The sequence below is a fragment of the Pelotomaculum schinkii genome, from assembly GCF_004369205.1.
GTDB lineage: Bacteria > Bacillota > Desulfotomaculia > Desulfotomaculales > Pelotomaculaceae > Pelotomaculum_C > Pelotomaculum_C schinkii.
In genome coordinates this window covers 312,536-327,079 of sequence record NZ_QFGA01000003.1, presented here as the reverse complement: position 1 = coordinate 327,079, position 14,544 = coordinate 312,536, and the positions used below count along the sequence as shown (strand labels likewise).

Here is a 14,544-nt window from a genome sequence, read left to right as displayed (position 1 = left end):
AAACAAGTGCATCTTTGCGGACTTTTCCCTTGCCGGAATGGAGAAGGAGAAGTGCTTGTCGCTGCCGCTTACGTCCCCCATAAACCGGCTGCCACCCAGGATGCCCTTCGCAAACGGACAGGCGAATTCATAACTGGAGGGGCAGATCCTACCGCAGGGTCCATCTTAGACCTCTCCCTCCAGACGCGCCATCTGCCTGAACATCTTGCGGTAGTGGAAGCCTTTGATGGAAAAGCTCACCGCTTCCGGTAGGAAGCGCGGGTAACGGAAGGTGGTTTTGATCAGGAGCTTCCAGTAGTGACGCCGGCCCTTCTCCAGTATGCCCAGGTAGAACATCGCCTGCAGCAGGGCCTTGATGTAAATCAGTTGGAAGCGTTCGGCACGTTTCCGCTTAATCGGCTTGAATTCCCTGAAAAATTTGTATATCCGCTCGTAGAAGGCAGCCGGATCGTAGATAGAGGTGATGATACTCTTGTAGCCCTCCAGCAGCTTCTGGGGGTTCATTTTTGGGATGAAGTTCAAAGAAGAAAAGTCGGTGTTGTTACCTGTAAAACCGGACAGCAGCCGATTCTCCTGTTTCAGGCGCTCAAATAGCCGCGTCCCACTGGGAGCGCTCAGTAACCCCACCATGGCGTTGATGATGCCGCTCTGTTTGATGAAGTTGATTTGTCGCTCAAAAATGGATGGGGTGTCGCTGTCAAATCCGACGATGAAGCCAGCGCTGACCTCCATCCCGTTGTTCTGGATAGTCTTCACTGAAGCAATCAGGTTGCGGTTGATATTGTTGAACTTGTTGCACTCCTTGAGGCTCTCCTCGCTGGGGGTCTCGATGCCGACAAAGATTTGAAGCTCCAGAAGCTGTCCGGATACTTTGGATACACCAGTAATACTCTCATCTGTCCCACTCCTTTGGGATTCCTCAGGTGAACCCGTACTTAACACCCGATAACACTTTTATTATATTTTACCATGTTTTTTTGTTTAAATCCTCTTATTCTATTTTGTCAACCACCCACGCCTAAAGGCGAGGGCTTGCAGGGAGCAGTCCTAACAAGCCCCGGTTGCCCAGCCTAAACTGCCGGTATCGTATAGCGGGCACTTCAGGAGGCCTATAAATAAGAGGACAAGGGACCTCCCTGTGTCCCTTGCCCCGGTCGGTGCTTGTTTATCCATCTGCTTTAGGGGGAGCATATCATTCTTTTTTAGACCTTGGGAGGCTATATTTATGCTTCAGCAGATTTCACCCTTATTTTTGTTTTTTTATGATGCTGCCACATGGTCCATAGCGGCCCGGCAATACAGATAGTGGAGTAACAGCCGGAAATCGTGCCAAACATCATGGGCAGCGCAAATGCTCTGATCGATCCGATATCATAAACCTGCGCGAAGACATAGATAACGGCAATGCTCATAAAAACGGCAATATTGGTATTGATGGAGCGGCTCATGGATTGATTGATACTGATGTCAACCAGCTCCTCTGCCGGGGTCTTTCTTCCCAAAAGACGCTCATTTTCCCGGATGCGGTCATAGATAACAATGGTATCATTGATGGAAAAACCAATGATGGTCAGGATGGCGGCAATAAACGAGTCGTTTAAGGGGATTTTGAAGATGATAAAGACCGCGGTGACGATAAACACATCGTGGAACAAGGCGATAATGGCCATGGAACCGGCAGAAAGCCCGCCGATGTTTTTAAACCGCCATCCCACATACACGAGAATCAGCAGAAAGGATAGCGCAATGGCAATCATGCCATTGGTAAAAAAATGCTTGCCGATGAAGGGCTCCACCGTTAGCGACTCGGATAAGGCGAGACTTGCATCGGGATAGGCCCGGGTGAGGGCGGAAGTGACTGCTTCCTGTTCCCGGGAGGAAAGCGCTTCGTTACTGGCCAGACTGACCATAAGTATTTTATGATCCTGGGCCATGTTAGACTGCAGTTGACAGTTGACCGTCCTTCCCACCGCCTGTTCAACGATTTTTTCGGCCTGCTCGGCGTTGATGTCGGAGGAATAGGTGTATTTGAGTATGGTGCCGCCCTTAAACTGAATATCAAGCTGAATGCCGTTTATGAAGGCGGCCCCAACGCCCAACAAAATAAGGCAAAGCGAAATGGCAAAATAGATATATCTGTGTTTATAGAACCGAATCATTGCACCACCCCCTTAGCTCCAAAGTATTGCGGTTGGCGTAAGGCCTTAAAATTGCTGAGCGAGCGTATCATGAGGCGCGACGCCGTGACACCGGCCACAAAATTCATAATAACTCCGCACAAAAGCGTATACCCGAATGAGAGCATGGAACCGGAGCCGAAAATGATCAAGATGATGGCTACGATGACCACGGTAACATTGCCGTCAAAAACTGCTGAAAAAGCTCGTTTAAAGCCGGTTTCAATGGCTCTCAGCACAGTTTTGCCCCCATTCAGTTCTTCTTTGATTCGCTCGGATATTATGATATTGGCATCTACGCCCATACCAATGGATAAGATCAAACCGGCAATACCGGGCAGAGTCAGGGTAAACTGGGGAACGGACAGTGCCAGCAGCTGACCGGTAACCTGTAAGGTCAAAGCGATGCAGGCCACCAGGCCGGGCAGACGATAATAAATAAGCATAAACAGGCAAACCAGCGCAAAGGCAACCTTGCCCGCCATAACCATGACCGCCAGAGCGTTGCTGCCCAGGGTTGGACTGATAATGTTGCAGTTTTTCACTATCAGGGAATAGGGCAAAGATCCAGAATTGATGCGATTGGCAAGTAATGTCGCCGCTTGCAGGCTTTCCAGGTGAGTGATTTCCGCGTTGCCGCCCGTAATCTGGGTTTGCACAATGGCCGTAGAAATTAAGGCTTCATCCATATAAATATCGATATTTTGCCCGATCAGCCGGCCGGTAGCCTGGGCAAACTTGTCCGCACCCCGGGCGGACAAAGTAAGTGCGACAGCGGGTTGGGAATCAGACTGGCTTAATTGGGCCGAGCTTTTGGTCACGTCGGTACCTTCCATGATAACATTGCCGTCCGGATCCCTGAAGGTTAATTTGGCGGTCTCCCCCAGCTCGGATACGGCCTTCTGGGGGTCGAAATTGGTTTCATCGGATTTCCAGGGAAAGCGGACGATCACTTTACCATTGCCCTTGTCTACAGTAACATCCCGGTCCGTAATATTTTTGGCGTCCATACGCGTTTCGATGATCGTCCGTATCGCTTCCAGCTCGTTTTCCGTTGGCGCCCGCCCCAGGTCCTTGGGCTCATAGGTGGCCTCCACGCCGCCGCGGATATCTATGCCGTAGCGCATCTGGTCTGCGCCTTTAATCCAAAAATTTCCGATCTTGAGGCCAAATATAGAAAGGCAGAACAAAGCAGCCGTTAATAAAACGGTGATAAAAAACACGCGTTTAGAATTCATAATTTTTCCTCCAATTATGCCCGTCATGCACGCACCGGTCCTCTGACCATGACGCGGCCTGGACGGATGAAATGTCACGAATAGGCGCATTTTAAGCGCACTTCGCCCTTACGGGACGTTTCATGGTCCCGCCACAAAGCTTCCGGTCATTTCATTCCGTCTTTTTTATGGAGGAAGATGGTTATTCCGATAGAACGGAACTGTGCACCGAGTCTGCCCGCCAGCCGGGAAGAATAGAGGAAAGAGATGATTTGAGCGGTGATGAGTGAGGTTAATAGATAAAAAATGTTTTTAGTATGCAGCCATAGAAACGGTTTAACGGAGGATAAGAAAAAGCCGGCCCGGGTGTTGGTAATGGCTGAATAATCGATATACCAGAGATTTATACCGCCGTCCATGGACGAGTGTGGTGGTCCGCCACTGATGGAAGAACGGTCGAGTGCATACGCATCTACAGAGAAAATATTGTGGGGGCTTGCCATGCTGATATAGCCTATTAACAACAGGCCGCATAAGAACAGGCATATCCAATTATGCTTTTGGCTTATTTTTATCTGCATGCCCCATGTCTCCGGTTTCAACCATTTGCAGTATAACTATATGTAGCCATTATAATACGAGCTATTCCTTCTGTCACGCTTATATCAGCCGCTTCTGGTTTCATAGGAGGCAAAAAAAGATCATTCACGGTATTCCTGTTTCGATCCTTTTCGTTGCATCTATATAATTTTATAAATAATTTTATAAAAAAAGAAAGACCGCTTGACTTTGCCCTAACTGGAAGCCGTATACTCCAATCAGAACATGTTCAAATGCCATCGGGTGGTGATTTATATGCTCACAATCGGACAATTCTCCAGAATCAGCAGAGTATCTGCCAAGACGCTCCGCTATTACGATCAGATTGGGCTGCTCAAGCCCGGATTTGTCAGCAAGGACTCCGGCTACCGCTATTACGAGGTTTCTCAGCTTCGGGACATGCTGCTGATTTCGAGGCTGAAGCGATATCGGTTTTCTTTGCCTGAGATTTCCGCTGTTCTTGCCAGAAGGGATAACGGCCATTTGGCTAAACTCCTGCAAGCTAAAAAAGAGGAGTTCTTGCGACAGATTAACGACCAGCAGCACATCCTGCTGCAAATAGAGCAGGACATTGAGAAAATAGAAAGGCGTGAGAATATTATGCAAGCGAATTATTTGGTTAAAACCGTAGAGATGCAACCCAAAACCATCTATTCCCTCAGACGGAAAATGAGTATTCGAGATCTTGCTGAAGCCTTCGGCACCTTATGCGCCGGGTTGGAAAAGAGCCGGCTAAAACCTGCCGGGCCGTTCCTGTCCATCTACCATGATGAGGAATTCAATCGCGACTGCACAGATATTGAAGTCGGAGTGGAGCTATCGGGCGGCAGCGGTGAGCATGTGCGGACACTTGCTCCGGGGCTTTGCTGCTTTGCAACCCATATCGGGCCGTATGATGATTTTACTTCGTGCTATACGGCCCTGATAGAATGGATTGAAAAGGAGGGATATACCGTTTCCGGGCCACCCTTTGAGTTGTACATCAAAGGCTATAATGACAACATTTCGTCCGGTGAATATGTAACCGAAATTTATTTTCCCATCAAAAAGTAACTGTACGGGTAGTATGGAAGGCAGGGCGAATCTCAAAATCACCCTGCCTTTCAGTTTATAAAGGGTTCTTCAGCTTCCGGATAATCAGATTAGCCTTAGTTATTCAATTTTGTAATCTCAGGATACTCTGATAATAATTTTTCATTAGCAATTTCAAGTTGTTGACAATACTTTCCATAAGAATCACTTAACTTCTTCATTGCAGGGATAAAAACATCATAGTATCCACTTGTATTATTAAACTCTTTAAGCATCTCTTGAATTTTGAAAGCAGGAGAATTTTTATACTCATCAGACTTTTTATATTCAAGATACCATGTCAGCATTTCCTTGTTTTCCGATAAAAACTGTTCAAGATTTTCAATAGACCTCTTTGTTTGTTCATTCATCTCCCGAATATTCTCTGCGCTGATGTGCTGAGTGCTTTCAACCAGAAAATCCTGCAACTCTTTTGGAAAGGTCAGTGCAGGGGCCTCATCCAGAAACTCTGTGATTTCTTTATAAGCAGCTTGTTGTTGGGGTGTCGAAATCGGCCCATTCAAAAATTGCGCAAAGTGCAAACAAATAAAGCGACCGTAATATCCGGGAAACGCCTCTAACAGCTTATCCGTAACCGTTTCGTTCTGTTCAATGGCATTCAAAGCTGTTTCTATTTCTGCAAAACTCTTACCGATACTAAGTTGGTCAAGGATTGCTTGTTTGGCTTTTTCCCTTTGCACTCTCAATTCTTTTTGTACAGATATTTTTTGTAAAACATTTCCTTTTTCATCCGCAAGTATAGCTTTAATATCATCTATACCAATTCCGATTTTACGAAAGACAGAAATTTTCTTTAAAAGCTCCACATCCTTTTCACTGAAATATTTGTATCCGTTTTCCAAAATTTCAGGGAAAACCAATCCTTGATTTGTATAGTATTCAATCGCTTTTTTGGTTAAATTGGTTGCTTTGCTTACCTCGTTAATTAACATCTTATCACCTCGAACCAATCATAAGCTAACACCCAAGGTGATAGTCAATAGGTTTTTATGGAGAAAATGGGAAATCACCTTTAAGTCTACCGTACCAGCCAACCATAATCCTGCCTGCAATCCATGATGTAGTCAACGTATACCGTCCGGGTCAGGAAAAAATGCTTGACTTCAAACCTTTTGGCGAGATAGAAAATATAATCCCTAAGGCATAAACTAGGTAAGCTCCTGCACCACGGCAGCCGCTTTTGCGGCAAGCACAAGCCAGAATGAGTGTCCGAGGTTGGAGGAAAGCGCCGGTTTATTTCAACCAGCATCCTTTTGAGCATCATCATCGCATTGTGCGCAACCGGCGCAGTTGTGTGATTCACCCCACAGCCTTTCCGCAGTCACAGCCCATTTTTCAGCCGTACCACACACTTACCGCTCAAGCTGTGTACGTCCTCCTGTTTGACGAACTCCGTCGAGGTTGCACCGGATGCCTCCACCATCGCCGTTAGCCTGCCCGGATTGTCTAGAAGAGGGCAGGGACGCAAATGGTTGTCGTTAAAGGGCTGGTTCTTGTGGTACTCAAGGCTGTCTTCGGCATACCGTGAGCGGGCGAGAATGAGGGAGGGAGCCGCCAATGCCTCCCGCATCATCCACCTCAGGGCCGTCGCCCGGTCAGGACATGAAGCGGCGCGTGCAGAGTCGAATAACTTGAGGCTTTCCGCTATCTGATATTCGATACTTGCCCACTCCTCTTCCATAACCAAACGATGGGCCAAAAAGTCATCAAATATCTTTGGGGTTTCATGCATAACATGGTACGCACGATAGTAAGCCATTAACGTTGCGGTAAAGCTGGCTCTTTCTCTTCCATATAGTATCTCTTCTTTCCTTTTATTTGTTTGTTTGATTAACTAGTATATGCTATTCGACTACTACCTTGGCAAAGTGTAAATGCTCGCACGCGTGGTAGTCGTCCGTGCGTCCCTTGAAATAGCGTTCTTCGATGTCGGTTGGGCTTAAATTCTCTTGGAGATAAAAGCCCAGACTTGCAAGGTCGGCGGCGAGCGAAGACGGGTCAAACCCCGTTATCATCGGCTCACCCGCGTTCTGCTGCGCGTCCCTTATCGTATTTTTCACGCGTTTAGCCGCTTTTTCGGGAACAAACGCGTCTGTATCAAGGTAATCGAAAATGATTGCGCTGCCCGCGGGGACAATATTGGCGATATCATGCAGTGTGGTAAATATAGCATCGCGGGTTAGGTAATAGGTGACACCCAGCCAGCTAAAGAAGCTAAGTGCCTGCGGGTTATACGATGAGCGTGTTAGTACCTCTGCCAGGCTCTCCTGCTCAAAATCCACCGGAACAAAGTGAAGCTGTGCCGGCAGTTTCCAGCCCGCCTCAGCGAGGCGTTGGCGTTTAAAGGCCTGCGTGACGGGATGGTCGACCTCGAACACCTGAAGCTTCTCCAACATCTCCGGTCGGCGAAACGCAAAGGTATCAAAACCCGCCCCAAGGATCACGTACTGCCGCACTCCCTGCCCAACAGCCTTGTCGAGAATTTCTTCCGTGTACCGTGAACGGCTGAGAGTCATGGATGGGCCCGGTGTTATGGTTTGCAACGCCCACGCTATCGCAGCCGCCCGGTCAGGAAGCGATGCTGCGCGTTCGGGATCATCCAGCCTGGGAGCCTGCGAACAGGCGTTTTCGAAAAACGAGTGTTCATCCTCCGTAAACAAATGACAGGCCAGAAAATCATCAAATATCTTTGGGGTTTCATGCATGGCATGGTACGCGCGATAGTAAGCCATTAACATTGCAGTGAAGCTGGCTCTCTTCTTATCCATATAAGAATCCTCCTCCAGTATATAACGAATGCAACGAGTGTAAAAATCAACTCTCTTTCCCGGCCCGCTTTATGCAAAAGCTCTTTATAGCCGTTGATTATGGGCTCTAGTTTTTTGGATCCGGCCGTTAGCAATTCACCTTCGGTCGCATATATCTCAGCTACCAACTCAGTCAGACAACCTTTTGCAACTCTTTTCATCAAGAGAGAAAGCGCCTGGAAATTGGACCTGTCAGGACGGGCTGCATTGGCTTTTTCAAGATCTGAAACCTGGTAAACCACCCTCTTCAGACACTGAAACATTTTATCCTTCTCCTTTTTAACCTAAAATTGATTAGCCACTATTTAAGATCAACCCACTATCCGTTATAACTACGTTTTACGGTTGGGCCGCCGGCAATTTCAATGTTACCCCGGTCGCCGATATGCGAATCTTGTCATTTCTTGTTGGAATCCGCTAAAACCACAACGACCACCCTGATTGGGGCGGTCGCACTAAAATGCAATTCTTGGTTATTTCGATTAATATTTAACTAAAACCTTTTAATTACATAAAAATAATATAATACCAAAAGCATATCGAAATGTAAAAATTAAATCATGAAAGAGTATTTAATACTCTGATATTCAATTTCTCTTCCAGTTTAATCTCCAGTTCTATTTCGTAGTTTATGATAAGCCTCTTCTTTTAAATACACAATATAATATGGTACAATTTAATCTCATAAAGCAACCTGATTTTTTAAATTATACAGGAAGAGTTTATGTCGATATTAGATGGCAAGCCCATTGAAATGAACACCAAGTTGGTGCTGAGCGCTTCGCGCATGACCGACATGCCCCGATTCTATCCGGCCAAAGTGGCTAAGATTCGGAATCGTCTTTCTATTTTTTCTTTGTCCAGACATAGAATAATGTAACCTGTACCCCTTTCCCAAGAGAGCGGGCAACCTTAGACAGAAAGTCCAGGGTGAATTGTACGTTCCGCAGCTGATACAACTGTTCAAATATTCCATAAAATTTATTTTAACAGTTTGATAGTATGCAATAAACCAAGTTTCTTACTTGAAAAAATAGCCATGAAGCCTGGGAGGTTCCAGGTCCTTCACTCTGGTAGTAACAAAGGGGTTCCTTTTACCTTAATGAAAAACACCCTACCAATAATGGCAAGGTGTTGTTTTAATAATTGTAAACATGGTAAAATGGAAAAAATGTATGGAGGAAGGAAGGATGACAAAATGCTAAAGGTAGAATTTACCGATGACGCCAGGGATTATATCCTCCAAAAAGGCGACTCCATTACCGTGGATATGATGTTGTATGGCGGGTGTGGAGGCCAATTCAAGGAACCTGCCGTGTCAGCAGGCAAACCGCCTTTACCTGAAAGTTACGATTTAGTGGATGCGAACGGGATTAAGGTCTATATGTTTAAAGGCGCTGTAAGCAAACCGGATGGTATTAAAATATCACTGGCAGTTGATCGGATGGTGTTTAGAAGACTGTATGTAACAGGGCTGGTATATGAACAACCGGGCATGTAAAAAGTGTTGTGCTTCCGTCATCCCCAATCAAGTAAGTGACGACTTTACAAGGATTCATCATTTTCGGGAAGATGGTTTTCTCTATTTGTTATAGCAACGTGCCAGTCTTTCCAATGAGCGGTCATATGTACTTTCCACCTCGGATGGAAACAGACAAGCCGGAGCTTCATTATACTTTCGGTGATAAAGGATGCATTCGCAACAAATGCCCTTCCTTGAGCAAGGTTCATAAGTGCAGGTGCATTTTTTAATATTTTTTTCTTTGTTGCAATTCATAAACAACTCCCCCAAATGCAATAAATGGTAATAAGATATTCTGCACATTAGAAACTTATCCTGCCAAATGACCTCTATTTCCTGCAATGATTACAAAAGCCGGCTAAAGTCAGCCGGCTTTCACGATAGGTTTTTTCACACCCATGTTTGGAGATTACATAGTATTCCCAACCGTTTCCTGGCAGATTGAAAAGCCTTCTATTATCTAATCTTCTTCGTCATTTCGAACCTGGCTGTGGAAAATTCCCTCCAGACTCATGTCAAAGTCGTCTTTTAGCTTGACCTGGCTGACAACTTTGCGCACACCCCGCGCCTTGGCGGCTGTTTGTTTGGCAGCCTCGATTTCATCCGGGTTTTCCGTGCTGCCCATTAATATTACGGCGCCTCCGTGGGCTTCCGCGCCGATATGAGATAAATCTACTCGCGGATCGGCATTAAGCTCTTCCCGGACTTCCTTGGTAACGTCGGCATCAGTAATATTCCCATCGGTGCTGATGGTAAGGTCGTTCACAACCTTTTGCACGCCGGGGAAACTGGCGGCAAGTTCTTCCGCCCTTTTACTTTCGCTTAAAGTATCGACTATCCCGCTTATTTCAACCTCTCCACCACCGCCCCTGACGTTTAAACCATAGCCCTTGAGGTCTTTGTCGCTATCCAAAACATCCTGGAAACGGCTCTGGAGTTCTCCATGCCCTTCTTTTCCGTGAGCTGACCGGGCTTTTTCTTCCCAGTCTTCCTCGCCTGTTTGATAAGCTATTTTGCGCTTAACATCTTTGCTTTCGCCATGCGATAGGCTTTCCAGCTGTGCCTTTTGGGATTCACGTTCACGGGGTTGGGGCGACCCTGCCGGCCGGTGAAAATAATTTTTTTCAGACATGTTCAATCCTCCCTTAATAGTCTTCGGTTATCTTTAAATATCTCCGCTTTTCTTAGATTTTCACTTTTTATTCGGATAGCCTATCTCTTGTTATTTACATCAATGTGTAATTATGGATGATGATGTTTAACTTTCACCAAGGCCGCATGTTTTTTTGTATCAAGGCCAGTGGGATTCCACATCGTCTCCTGGCAGCAAACCTCCCACATCTTCCTGGGTCTTCGCCCTAAATACCTTCGTCCTGCCTATCCAAGAGGTGGAACGTCAGTCATGCTCCTAGACCGGGTCTATGCCCTAATGGAATAATTCAACCTGACTGTCCCGGGCTCTCCGTTTTCAAAGTGCGATAAAAACCTGTAGATAACTATTGGGGGCAGTCACATCTTCGTCTGAATGGCCGCGGCTAATTCCACTACGATGATGTGCTTTCGTTAATCTGTATCGTTTATCAGGATGTTCTCAGCGTTTTCATGCGGCTATTTTAACCGGCTGTTGAATATCGCCCATCATCTTCTCAGGATTGTAGTCAACACCCTTGCTCAGAATGGTGTAGAATACCCGGATGAGTTTGCCGCAGAGGGCGATAATGGATTGCATCTTGTTTAGCGGGTTTTTTTCCCTTGTTAGATTGCGTTGGTGTAGTTCCTGGAACTCCGGGTTTTTACCCAGGATGGCAATCATGGCCATGAACAGCCCATGCCTTAATCGCTTCCGCCCCCGGTGACTGATAGTGGTCTTTCCTTTGTGTTTGCCGGAGCTGTTCTCAACCAGGTTACAACCAGCCAGTTTTTGTATCTGGCGAGGGTGTTCGAACCTGTGGATATCACCGGTTTCGCCGACAAAGGTTGTGGCTGTAACCAAGCCCACTCCCTTGATTTTCAGAAGTTTGGCTGCATTCGGCACCTGAAGCAGTAGTTCCAACATTAGTTGTTCTAAGCGTTCATGTTGTGCATGGTACAATTCATATTCTGCAAGCAGGTTCTGCAGGCTGGCATCCGAAGCTACATGGCCGGTGGTTCTGCCAATGCTGTTGGACGCTGCTTTTACCAGCGCTTGCGCTCTTTTTATGCCTACGGAACGTTTCACAACTGTCCTCCATGTGGCCAGTATTTTGTCTGCGCCCGCTTCCAAAACCTTTGCTGGTGTCGGGAATATTTTAAGTGTCAGCAGTGCTGTTTTTCCTGTCCATTTCTTAAAAACCCCTGCAAACTCTGGAAACCGGATATCCAGCCAGCGAACAACCCTGTTGTGAGTAGCATTTAACCGCTCTTGAAGCCGTTCCCGTTCAGCCACCGCTTCCCGCAGTTCCTGATAGATGTCGTCGGGTATGTACACATCCCGGTAACGCCCGTCTTTTACTAACATGGCGATGGTTTTCGGATCCTTTCGGTCATTCTTGGTAGGGCTGTTGTCATCCAGTTCCTTGGTTCGTTTGACATGGAAAGGGTTGACTATTGCAAGTTTATGACCCTTGCGCTTTAGGTGGTCCCCCAATGAGAACCAGTAATGTCCAGTGGGCTCAAAACCGGCGATGACTTCGGTCTTTTCTTGCTGCTTGCAGATGTCCCGCATCCATCGGTCAAGGTGTTGAAATCCTTCCGCCGTGTTGCTAAATATCAGCAGCTTGGCCAGTTCAATCCCTCTGTAATCAAAGGCTCTTGCATAATGGGTTTCTTTTCCAATATCGATTCCGACCACCAAGGTTTCAATTTTTATTTGCGAAATTTTCTCGTTTTGTGTACGCTTCATATAGAGGCGCCTCCTCAATTTGGTTTTGTGCCTTTCTTGGCTGGATCAGCACAATACCATTTTATTGGTGAGCGTCTCTTTTTTCAAAGACCGTTTCTAATGATTACAGGTATGCTCCTTTAATCTTGTATTTTGCCCCAAAAGGGTCAGCCGCTCCAAGGAAAATAAAGGGAAAATACTGCTTTGAAAAAGAAATAAAAACTAGCTGACTATACCAGGAAAGCCCGCCAGGTATTGGAGCCGGCGAGCTTCGCAAAATGTATCATTATTCAGTTTATCTCTCGTACCGGAGCGCTTCAATGGGGTCCAACCCCGCAGCTTTTTTGGCCGGATAATAGCCGAAAAATATGCCGATGGCTGCGGCAAACCCTGCGGAGATTAATACGGAGTACAGCTTGATCGACATCGTCATGCCGGCTGCCATGCCAATGAGTTTAGAAACGCCTATGCCCAGGAGAATCCCCACCACTCCCCCGGACAGGCAGAGCACCATTGCCTCCACCAGAAACTGGTTGCGAATATCGCTTTCCTTTGCCCCCACCGCCATGCGCAAACCGATCTCCCTGGTCCTTTCTGTTACCGAAACCAGCATAATATTCATAATCCCGATACCGCCCACCAACAGCGATATGGAGGCCACGCCGGCCAGAAAGAGGGTCAAGATGGCGGTGGTGCTTTCAACTGTTTCCAGCACTGAGGCCAGGTTGCGCACGTTGAAATCATCTGAGCTGGTCCCGCTCAGGCGGTGCCTTTCTCTTAAAAGGCTTTCGATGCTGCTCTGGACAAAACTCATACTTTCTGCATTTTCAACCTGCACATCGATAAGACGGACGTTATTTACGCCCAATAATCTCCTTTGTGCCGTGGTTATGGGTATGTAGACGTTATTGTCCTGGTCCTGCCCGCCCATGGAGGAGCCTTTGGCGGCCAGGACGCCTACCACGGTAAAGGTCAGTTTGTTGAGCCTGATGGTGGTGCCTACCGGATCCGTGCCGTCGGGGTAAAGGTTGTCTACCACCGTTTGGCCCAGGACTGCCACCGGGGTGGCGCCTGTTACGTCGTCTTCGGTAAAAAACGACCCCGCGCTGGTGGACCAGTCTTTGATTAACTGAAACTCGGGGGTGGTCCCGTTGAAGGCGGCGGTCCAGGTCTGGTTGGAGTAAGAGAGGGTGGCGCTTGAACTAAGCTCGGGCGCCACATAGGCCACCATGTTCAGTTCGGCTATAGCTTGGGCGTCTTCCAGGGTCAGGGTATTGACGTTGCCCCCGGCGCCCCTGACCGCTCCCTGTCCGGCCCCGGGATATACCATCAGCAGGTTGGAGCCCATGGAAGAAATCTGGTCCTGTACTCTTTTGGTTACGCCCTGCCCCATGGAAATCATGATTATTACTGCCGCCACACCGATAATGATGCCGAGCATGGTCAAGGAGGACCTCAGTTTATTGGCCCTGATCCCGTTAAAGGCCACCTCGAAGTTGTTGGTGATATTCATAGCCCGGCCTCCGCTTCTACCGGCAGGGCCGCCAGGTCTTCGTCGGCGTTCCTTTGGTTTAATACCGGAGTATCCTCAATAACGTGGCCGTCCTTGATAGTCACTAACCGTTTGCAATATTGCGCAATATCTTTTTCATGGGTAACCATCACCACCGTTATCCCTTTTTCCTGGTTAAGCCTTTGAATCACCGCCACGATCTCGATGCTGGTCCTTGAATCCAGCGCGCCGGTTGGTTCATCGGCCAGGATCAGGGAAGGGTTGTTGACCAGAGCGCGGGCGATGGCGACTCTTTGCTGCTGGCCGCCTGACATCTGGTTGGGGTAATGATGCAGATATTTTGAGAGCCCGACCCATTGCAGGGCGTCTTTAGCCCTGACGGCCATCTCTTTCTTTTCCACCCCGGCATAGATCATCGGCAACTCTACATTGGCTTCTACTGTCGCCCTGCCCAAAAGGTTAAAACCCTGAAAGACAAAGCCAAGCCTTTTGTTGCGGATCGTGGCCAGCTGGTCCTTGTCCAATTCGGACACATTCTCTCCGTCGAGGTAATAGGTACCTTTGGTGGGTTTGTCCAAACAGCCGACAATATTTAAAAATGTACTTTTGCCTGAACCGGAGGCTCCCATGACCGCAACCATTTCTCCCTGCTTTATGGTTAAGTTTATACCCCTTAAGGCGTAAATGCGCGCTTCTCCCATGGTGTATGTTTTTCTGATGTCTTTAAGTTCTATCGTTGTTGTGTCAGGCATGCTG

General features: G+C 47.4%; 15 protein-coding genes. 2 read left to right on the top strand and 13 right to left on the bottom strand.

Features of this window, described 5'->3' with window-relative positions; translation table 11 throughout:
- Positions 1-165: 165 nt before the first annotated feature.
- From Psch_RS17770 to Psch_RS17755, 4 genes are all read right to left on the bottom strand, one after another.
- Positions 166-942 carry a DUF4070 domain-containing protein gene (locus Psch_RS17770; RefSeq protein ID WP_190259147.1) on the bottom strand — a complete coding sequence of 259 codons (777 nt, stop codon included), beginning with the start codon at positions 940-942 and terminating at the stop codon, positions 166-168.
- A gap of 281 nt (positions 943-1,223) precedes the next feature.
- Positions 1,224-2,159, bottom strand: a complete 936-nt coding sequence (secF, locus tag Psch_RS17765) for a protein translocase subunit SecF (protein ID WP_134219537.1) — start codon at positions 2,157-2,159, stop codon at positions 1,224-1,226.
- Entirely contained in the window at positions 2,156-3,415 is a 1,260-nt protein-coding gene (secD, locus tag Psch_RS17760; RefSeq protein ID WP_190259146.1) for a protein translocase subunit SecD, read from the bottom strand. Before secD ends, secF begins: the two co-directional genes overlap by 4 nt.
- A 146-nt stretch (positions 3,416-3,561) precedes the next feature.
- The gene (locus Psch_RS17755; RefSeq protein WP_134219539.1) at positions 3,562-3,975 is read right to left on the bottom strand and encodes a hypothetical protein; all 414 of its coding nucleotides are present in this window, start codon (positions 3,973-3,975) and stop codon (positions 3,562-3,564) included.
- A gap of 274 nt (positions 3,976-4,249) precedes the next feature.
- Here Psch_RS17755 and Psch_RS17750 point away from each other — a divergent pair, with 274 nt between their 5' ends.
- Positions 4,250-5,047, top strand: coding sequence for a MerR family transcriptional regulator (locus Psch_RS17750; protein ID WP_190259145.1), 798 nt, complete (start codon positions 4,250-4,252; stop codon positions 5,045-5,047).
- A 95-nt stretch (positions 5,048-5,142) separates the two neighbouring features.
- Here Psch_RS17750 and Psch_RS17745 read toward each other — a convergent pair whose 3' ends face one another.
- From Psch_RS17745 to Psch_RS17730, 4 genes are all read right to left on the bottom strand, one after another.
- Complete coding sequence (locus Psch_RS17745) at positions 5,143-6,018, bottom strand: MerR family transcriptional regulator (RefSeq protein WP_190259144.1); 876 nt, start codon at positions 6,016-6,018, stop codon at positions 5,143-5,145.
- A gap of 389 nt (positions 6,019-6,407) precedes the next feature.
- A complete protein-coding gene (locus Psch_RS17740; RefSeq protein WP_190259143.1) occupies positions 6,408-6,818 on the bottom strand; it encodes a hypothetical protein in 411 nt (136 codons plus the stop codon).
- Positions 6,819-6,930: 112 nt separating this feature from the next.
- Entirely contained in the window at positions 6,931-7,854 is a 924-nt protein-coding gene (locus Psch_RS17735; protein ID WP_190259142.1) for a class I SAM-dependent methyltransferase, read from the bottom strand.
- Positions 7,818-8,156: a hypothetical protein gene (locus Psch_RS17730; protein ID WP_134219543.1), complete on the bottom strand. Its 339-nt coding sequence runs from the start codon at positions 8,154-8,156 to the stop codon at positions 7,818-7,820. The genes Psch_RS17735 and Psch_RS17730 overlap by 37 nt, the downstream gene beginning before the upstream one ends.
- A gap of 935 nt (positions 8,157-9,091) precedes the next feature.
- Here Psch_RS17730 and Psch_RS17725 point away from each other — a divergent pair.
- Positions 9,092-9,394, top strand: a complete 303-nt coding sequence (locus Psch_RS17725) for a CC/Se motif family (seleno)protein (protein ID WP_190259141.1) — start codon at positions 9,092-9,094, stop codon at positions 9,392-9,394.
- Between the two features lie 81 nt (positions 9,395-9,475).
- On the opposite strand, the gene Psch_RS21270 is transcribed toward Psch_RS17725, so the two are convergent.
- The 5 genes from Psch_RS21270 to Psch_RS17705 all read right to left on the bottom strand — a co-directional run bounded on the left by Psch_RS21270 (position 9,476) and on the right by Psch_RS17705 (position 14,540).
- Positions 9,476-9,670 (bottom strand): DUF6485 family protein, encoded by a 195-nt coding sequence (locus Psch_RS21270; protein WP_243124204.1) that lies wholly within the window; start codon positions 9,668-9,670, stop codon positions 9,476-9,478.
- A 205-nt stretch (positions 9,671-9,875) separates the two neighbouring features.
- The gene (locus Psch_RS17720) at positions 9,876-10,547 is read right to left on the bottom strand and encodes a BON domain-containing protein (protein WP_243124203.1); all 672 of its coding nucleotides are present in this window, start codon (positions 10,545-10,547) and stop codon (positions 9,876-9,878) included.
- A 468-nt stretch (positions 10,548-11,015) separates the two neighbouring features.
- Positions 11,016-12,296, bottom strand: coding sequence for an IS110 family RNA-guided transposase (locus Psch_RS17715; protein WP_190259097.1), 1,281 nt, complete (start codon positions 12,294-12,296; stop codon positions 11,016-11,018).
- 274 nt (positions 12,297-12,570) lie between these two features.
- Positions 12,571-13,788 carry an ABC transporter permease gene (locus tag Psch_RS17710; protein WP_190259140.1) on the bottom strand — a complete coding sequence of 406 codons (1,218 nt, stop codon included), beginning with the start codon at positions 13,786-13,788 and terminating at the stop codon, positions 12,571-12,573.
- Positions 13,785-14,540 carry an ABC transporter ATP-binding protein gene (locus tag Psch_RS17705; RefSeq protein ID WP_190259139.1) on the bottom strand — a complete coding sequence of 252 codons (756 nt, stop codon included), beginning with the start codon at positions 14,538-14,540 and terminating at the stop codon, positions 13,785-13,787. Before Psch_RS17705 ends, Psch_RS17710 begins: the two co-directional genes overlap by 4 nt.
- Between the last annotated feature and the right edge of the window lie 4 nt (positions 14,541-14,544).

Excerpts from the sequence above, each read along its gene's own strand:
- Psch_RS17735 (WP_190259142.1), bottom strand. The coding sequence starts at position 7,854 with ATGGATAAGAAGAGAGCCAGCTTCACTGCAATGTTAATGGCTTACTAT.
- secD (WP_190259146.1), bottom strand. The coding sequence starts at position 3,415 with ATGAATTCTAAACGCGTGTTTTTTATCACCGTTTTATTAACGGCTGCT.
- Psch_RS17740 (WP_190259143.1), bottom strand. The coding sequence starts at position 6,818 with ATGCATGAAACCCCAAAGATATTTGATGACTTTTTGGCCCATCGTTTG.
- Psch_RS17730 (WP_134219543.1), bottom strand. The coding sequence starts at position 8,156 with ATGTTTCAGTGTCTGAAGAGGGTGGTTTACCAGGTTTCAGATCTTGAA.
- Psch_RS17710 (WP_190259140.1), bottom strand. The coding sequence starts at position 13,788 with ATGAATATCACCAACAACTTCGAGGTGGCCTTTAACGGGATCAGGGCC.
- Psch_RS17715 (WP_190259097.1), bottom strand. The coding sequence starts at position 12,296 with ATGAAGCGTACACAAAACGAGAAAATTTCGCAAATAAAAATTGAAACC.
- Psch_RS17705 (WP_190259139.1), bottom strand. The coding sequence starts at position 14,540 with ATGCCTGACACAACAACGATAGAACTTAAAGACATCAGAAAAACATAC.
- secF (WP_134219537.1), bottom strand. The coding sequence starts at position 2,159 with ATGATTCGGTTCTATAAACACAGATATATCTATTTTGCCATTTCGCTT.
- Psch_RS21270 (WP_243124204.1), bottom strand. The coding sequence starts at position 9,670 with ATGAATTGCAACAAAGAAAAAAATATTAAAAAATGCACCTGCACTTAT.
- Psch_RS17720 (WP_243124203.1), bottom strand. The coding sequence starts at position 10,547 with ATGTCTGAAAAAAATTATTTTCACCGGCCGGCAGGGTCGCCCCAACCC.
- Psch_RS17755 (WP_134219539.1), bottom strand. The coding sequence starts at position 3,975 with ATGCAGATAAAAATAAGCCAAAAGCATAATTGGATATGCCTGTTCTTA.
- Psch_RS17745 (WP_190259144.1), bottom strand. The coding sequence starts at position 6,018 with ATGTTAATTAACGAGGTAAGCAAAGCAACCAATTTAACCAAAAAAGCG.
- Psch_RS17750 (WP_190259145.1), top strand. The coding sequence starts at position 4,250 with ATGCTCACAATCGGACAATTCTCCAGAATCAGCAGAGTATCTGCCAAG.
- Psch_RS17725 (WP_190259141.1), top strand. The coding sequence starts at position 9,092 with ATGCTAAAGGTAGAATTTACCGATGACGCCAGGGATTATATCCTCCAA.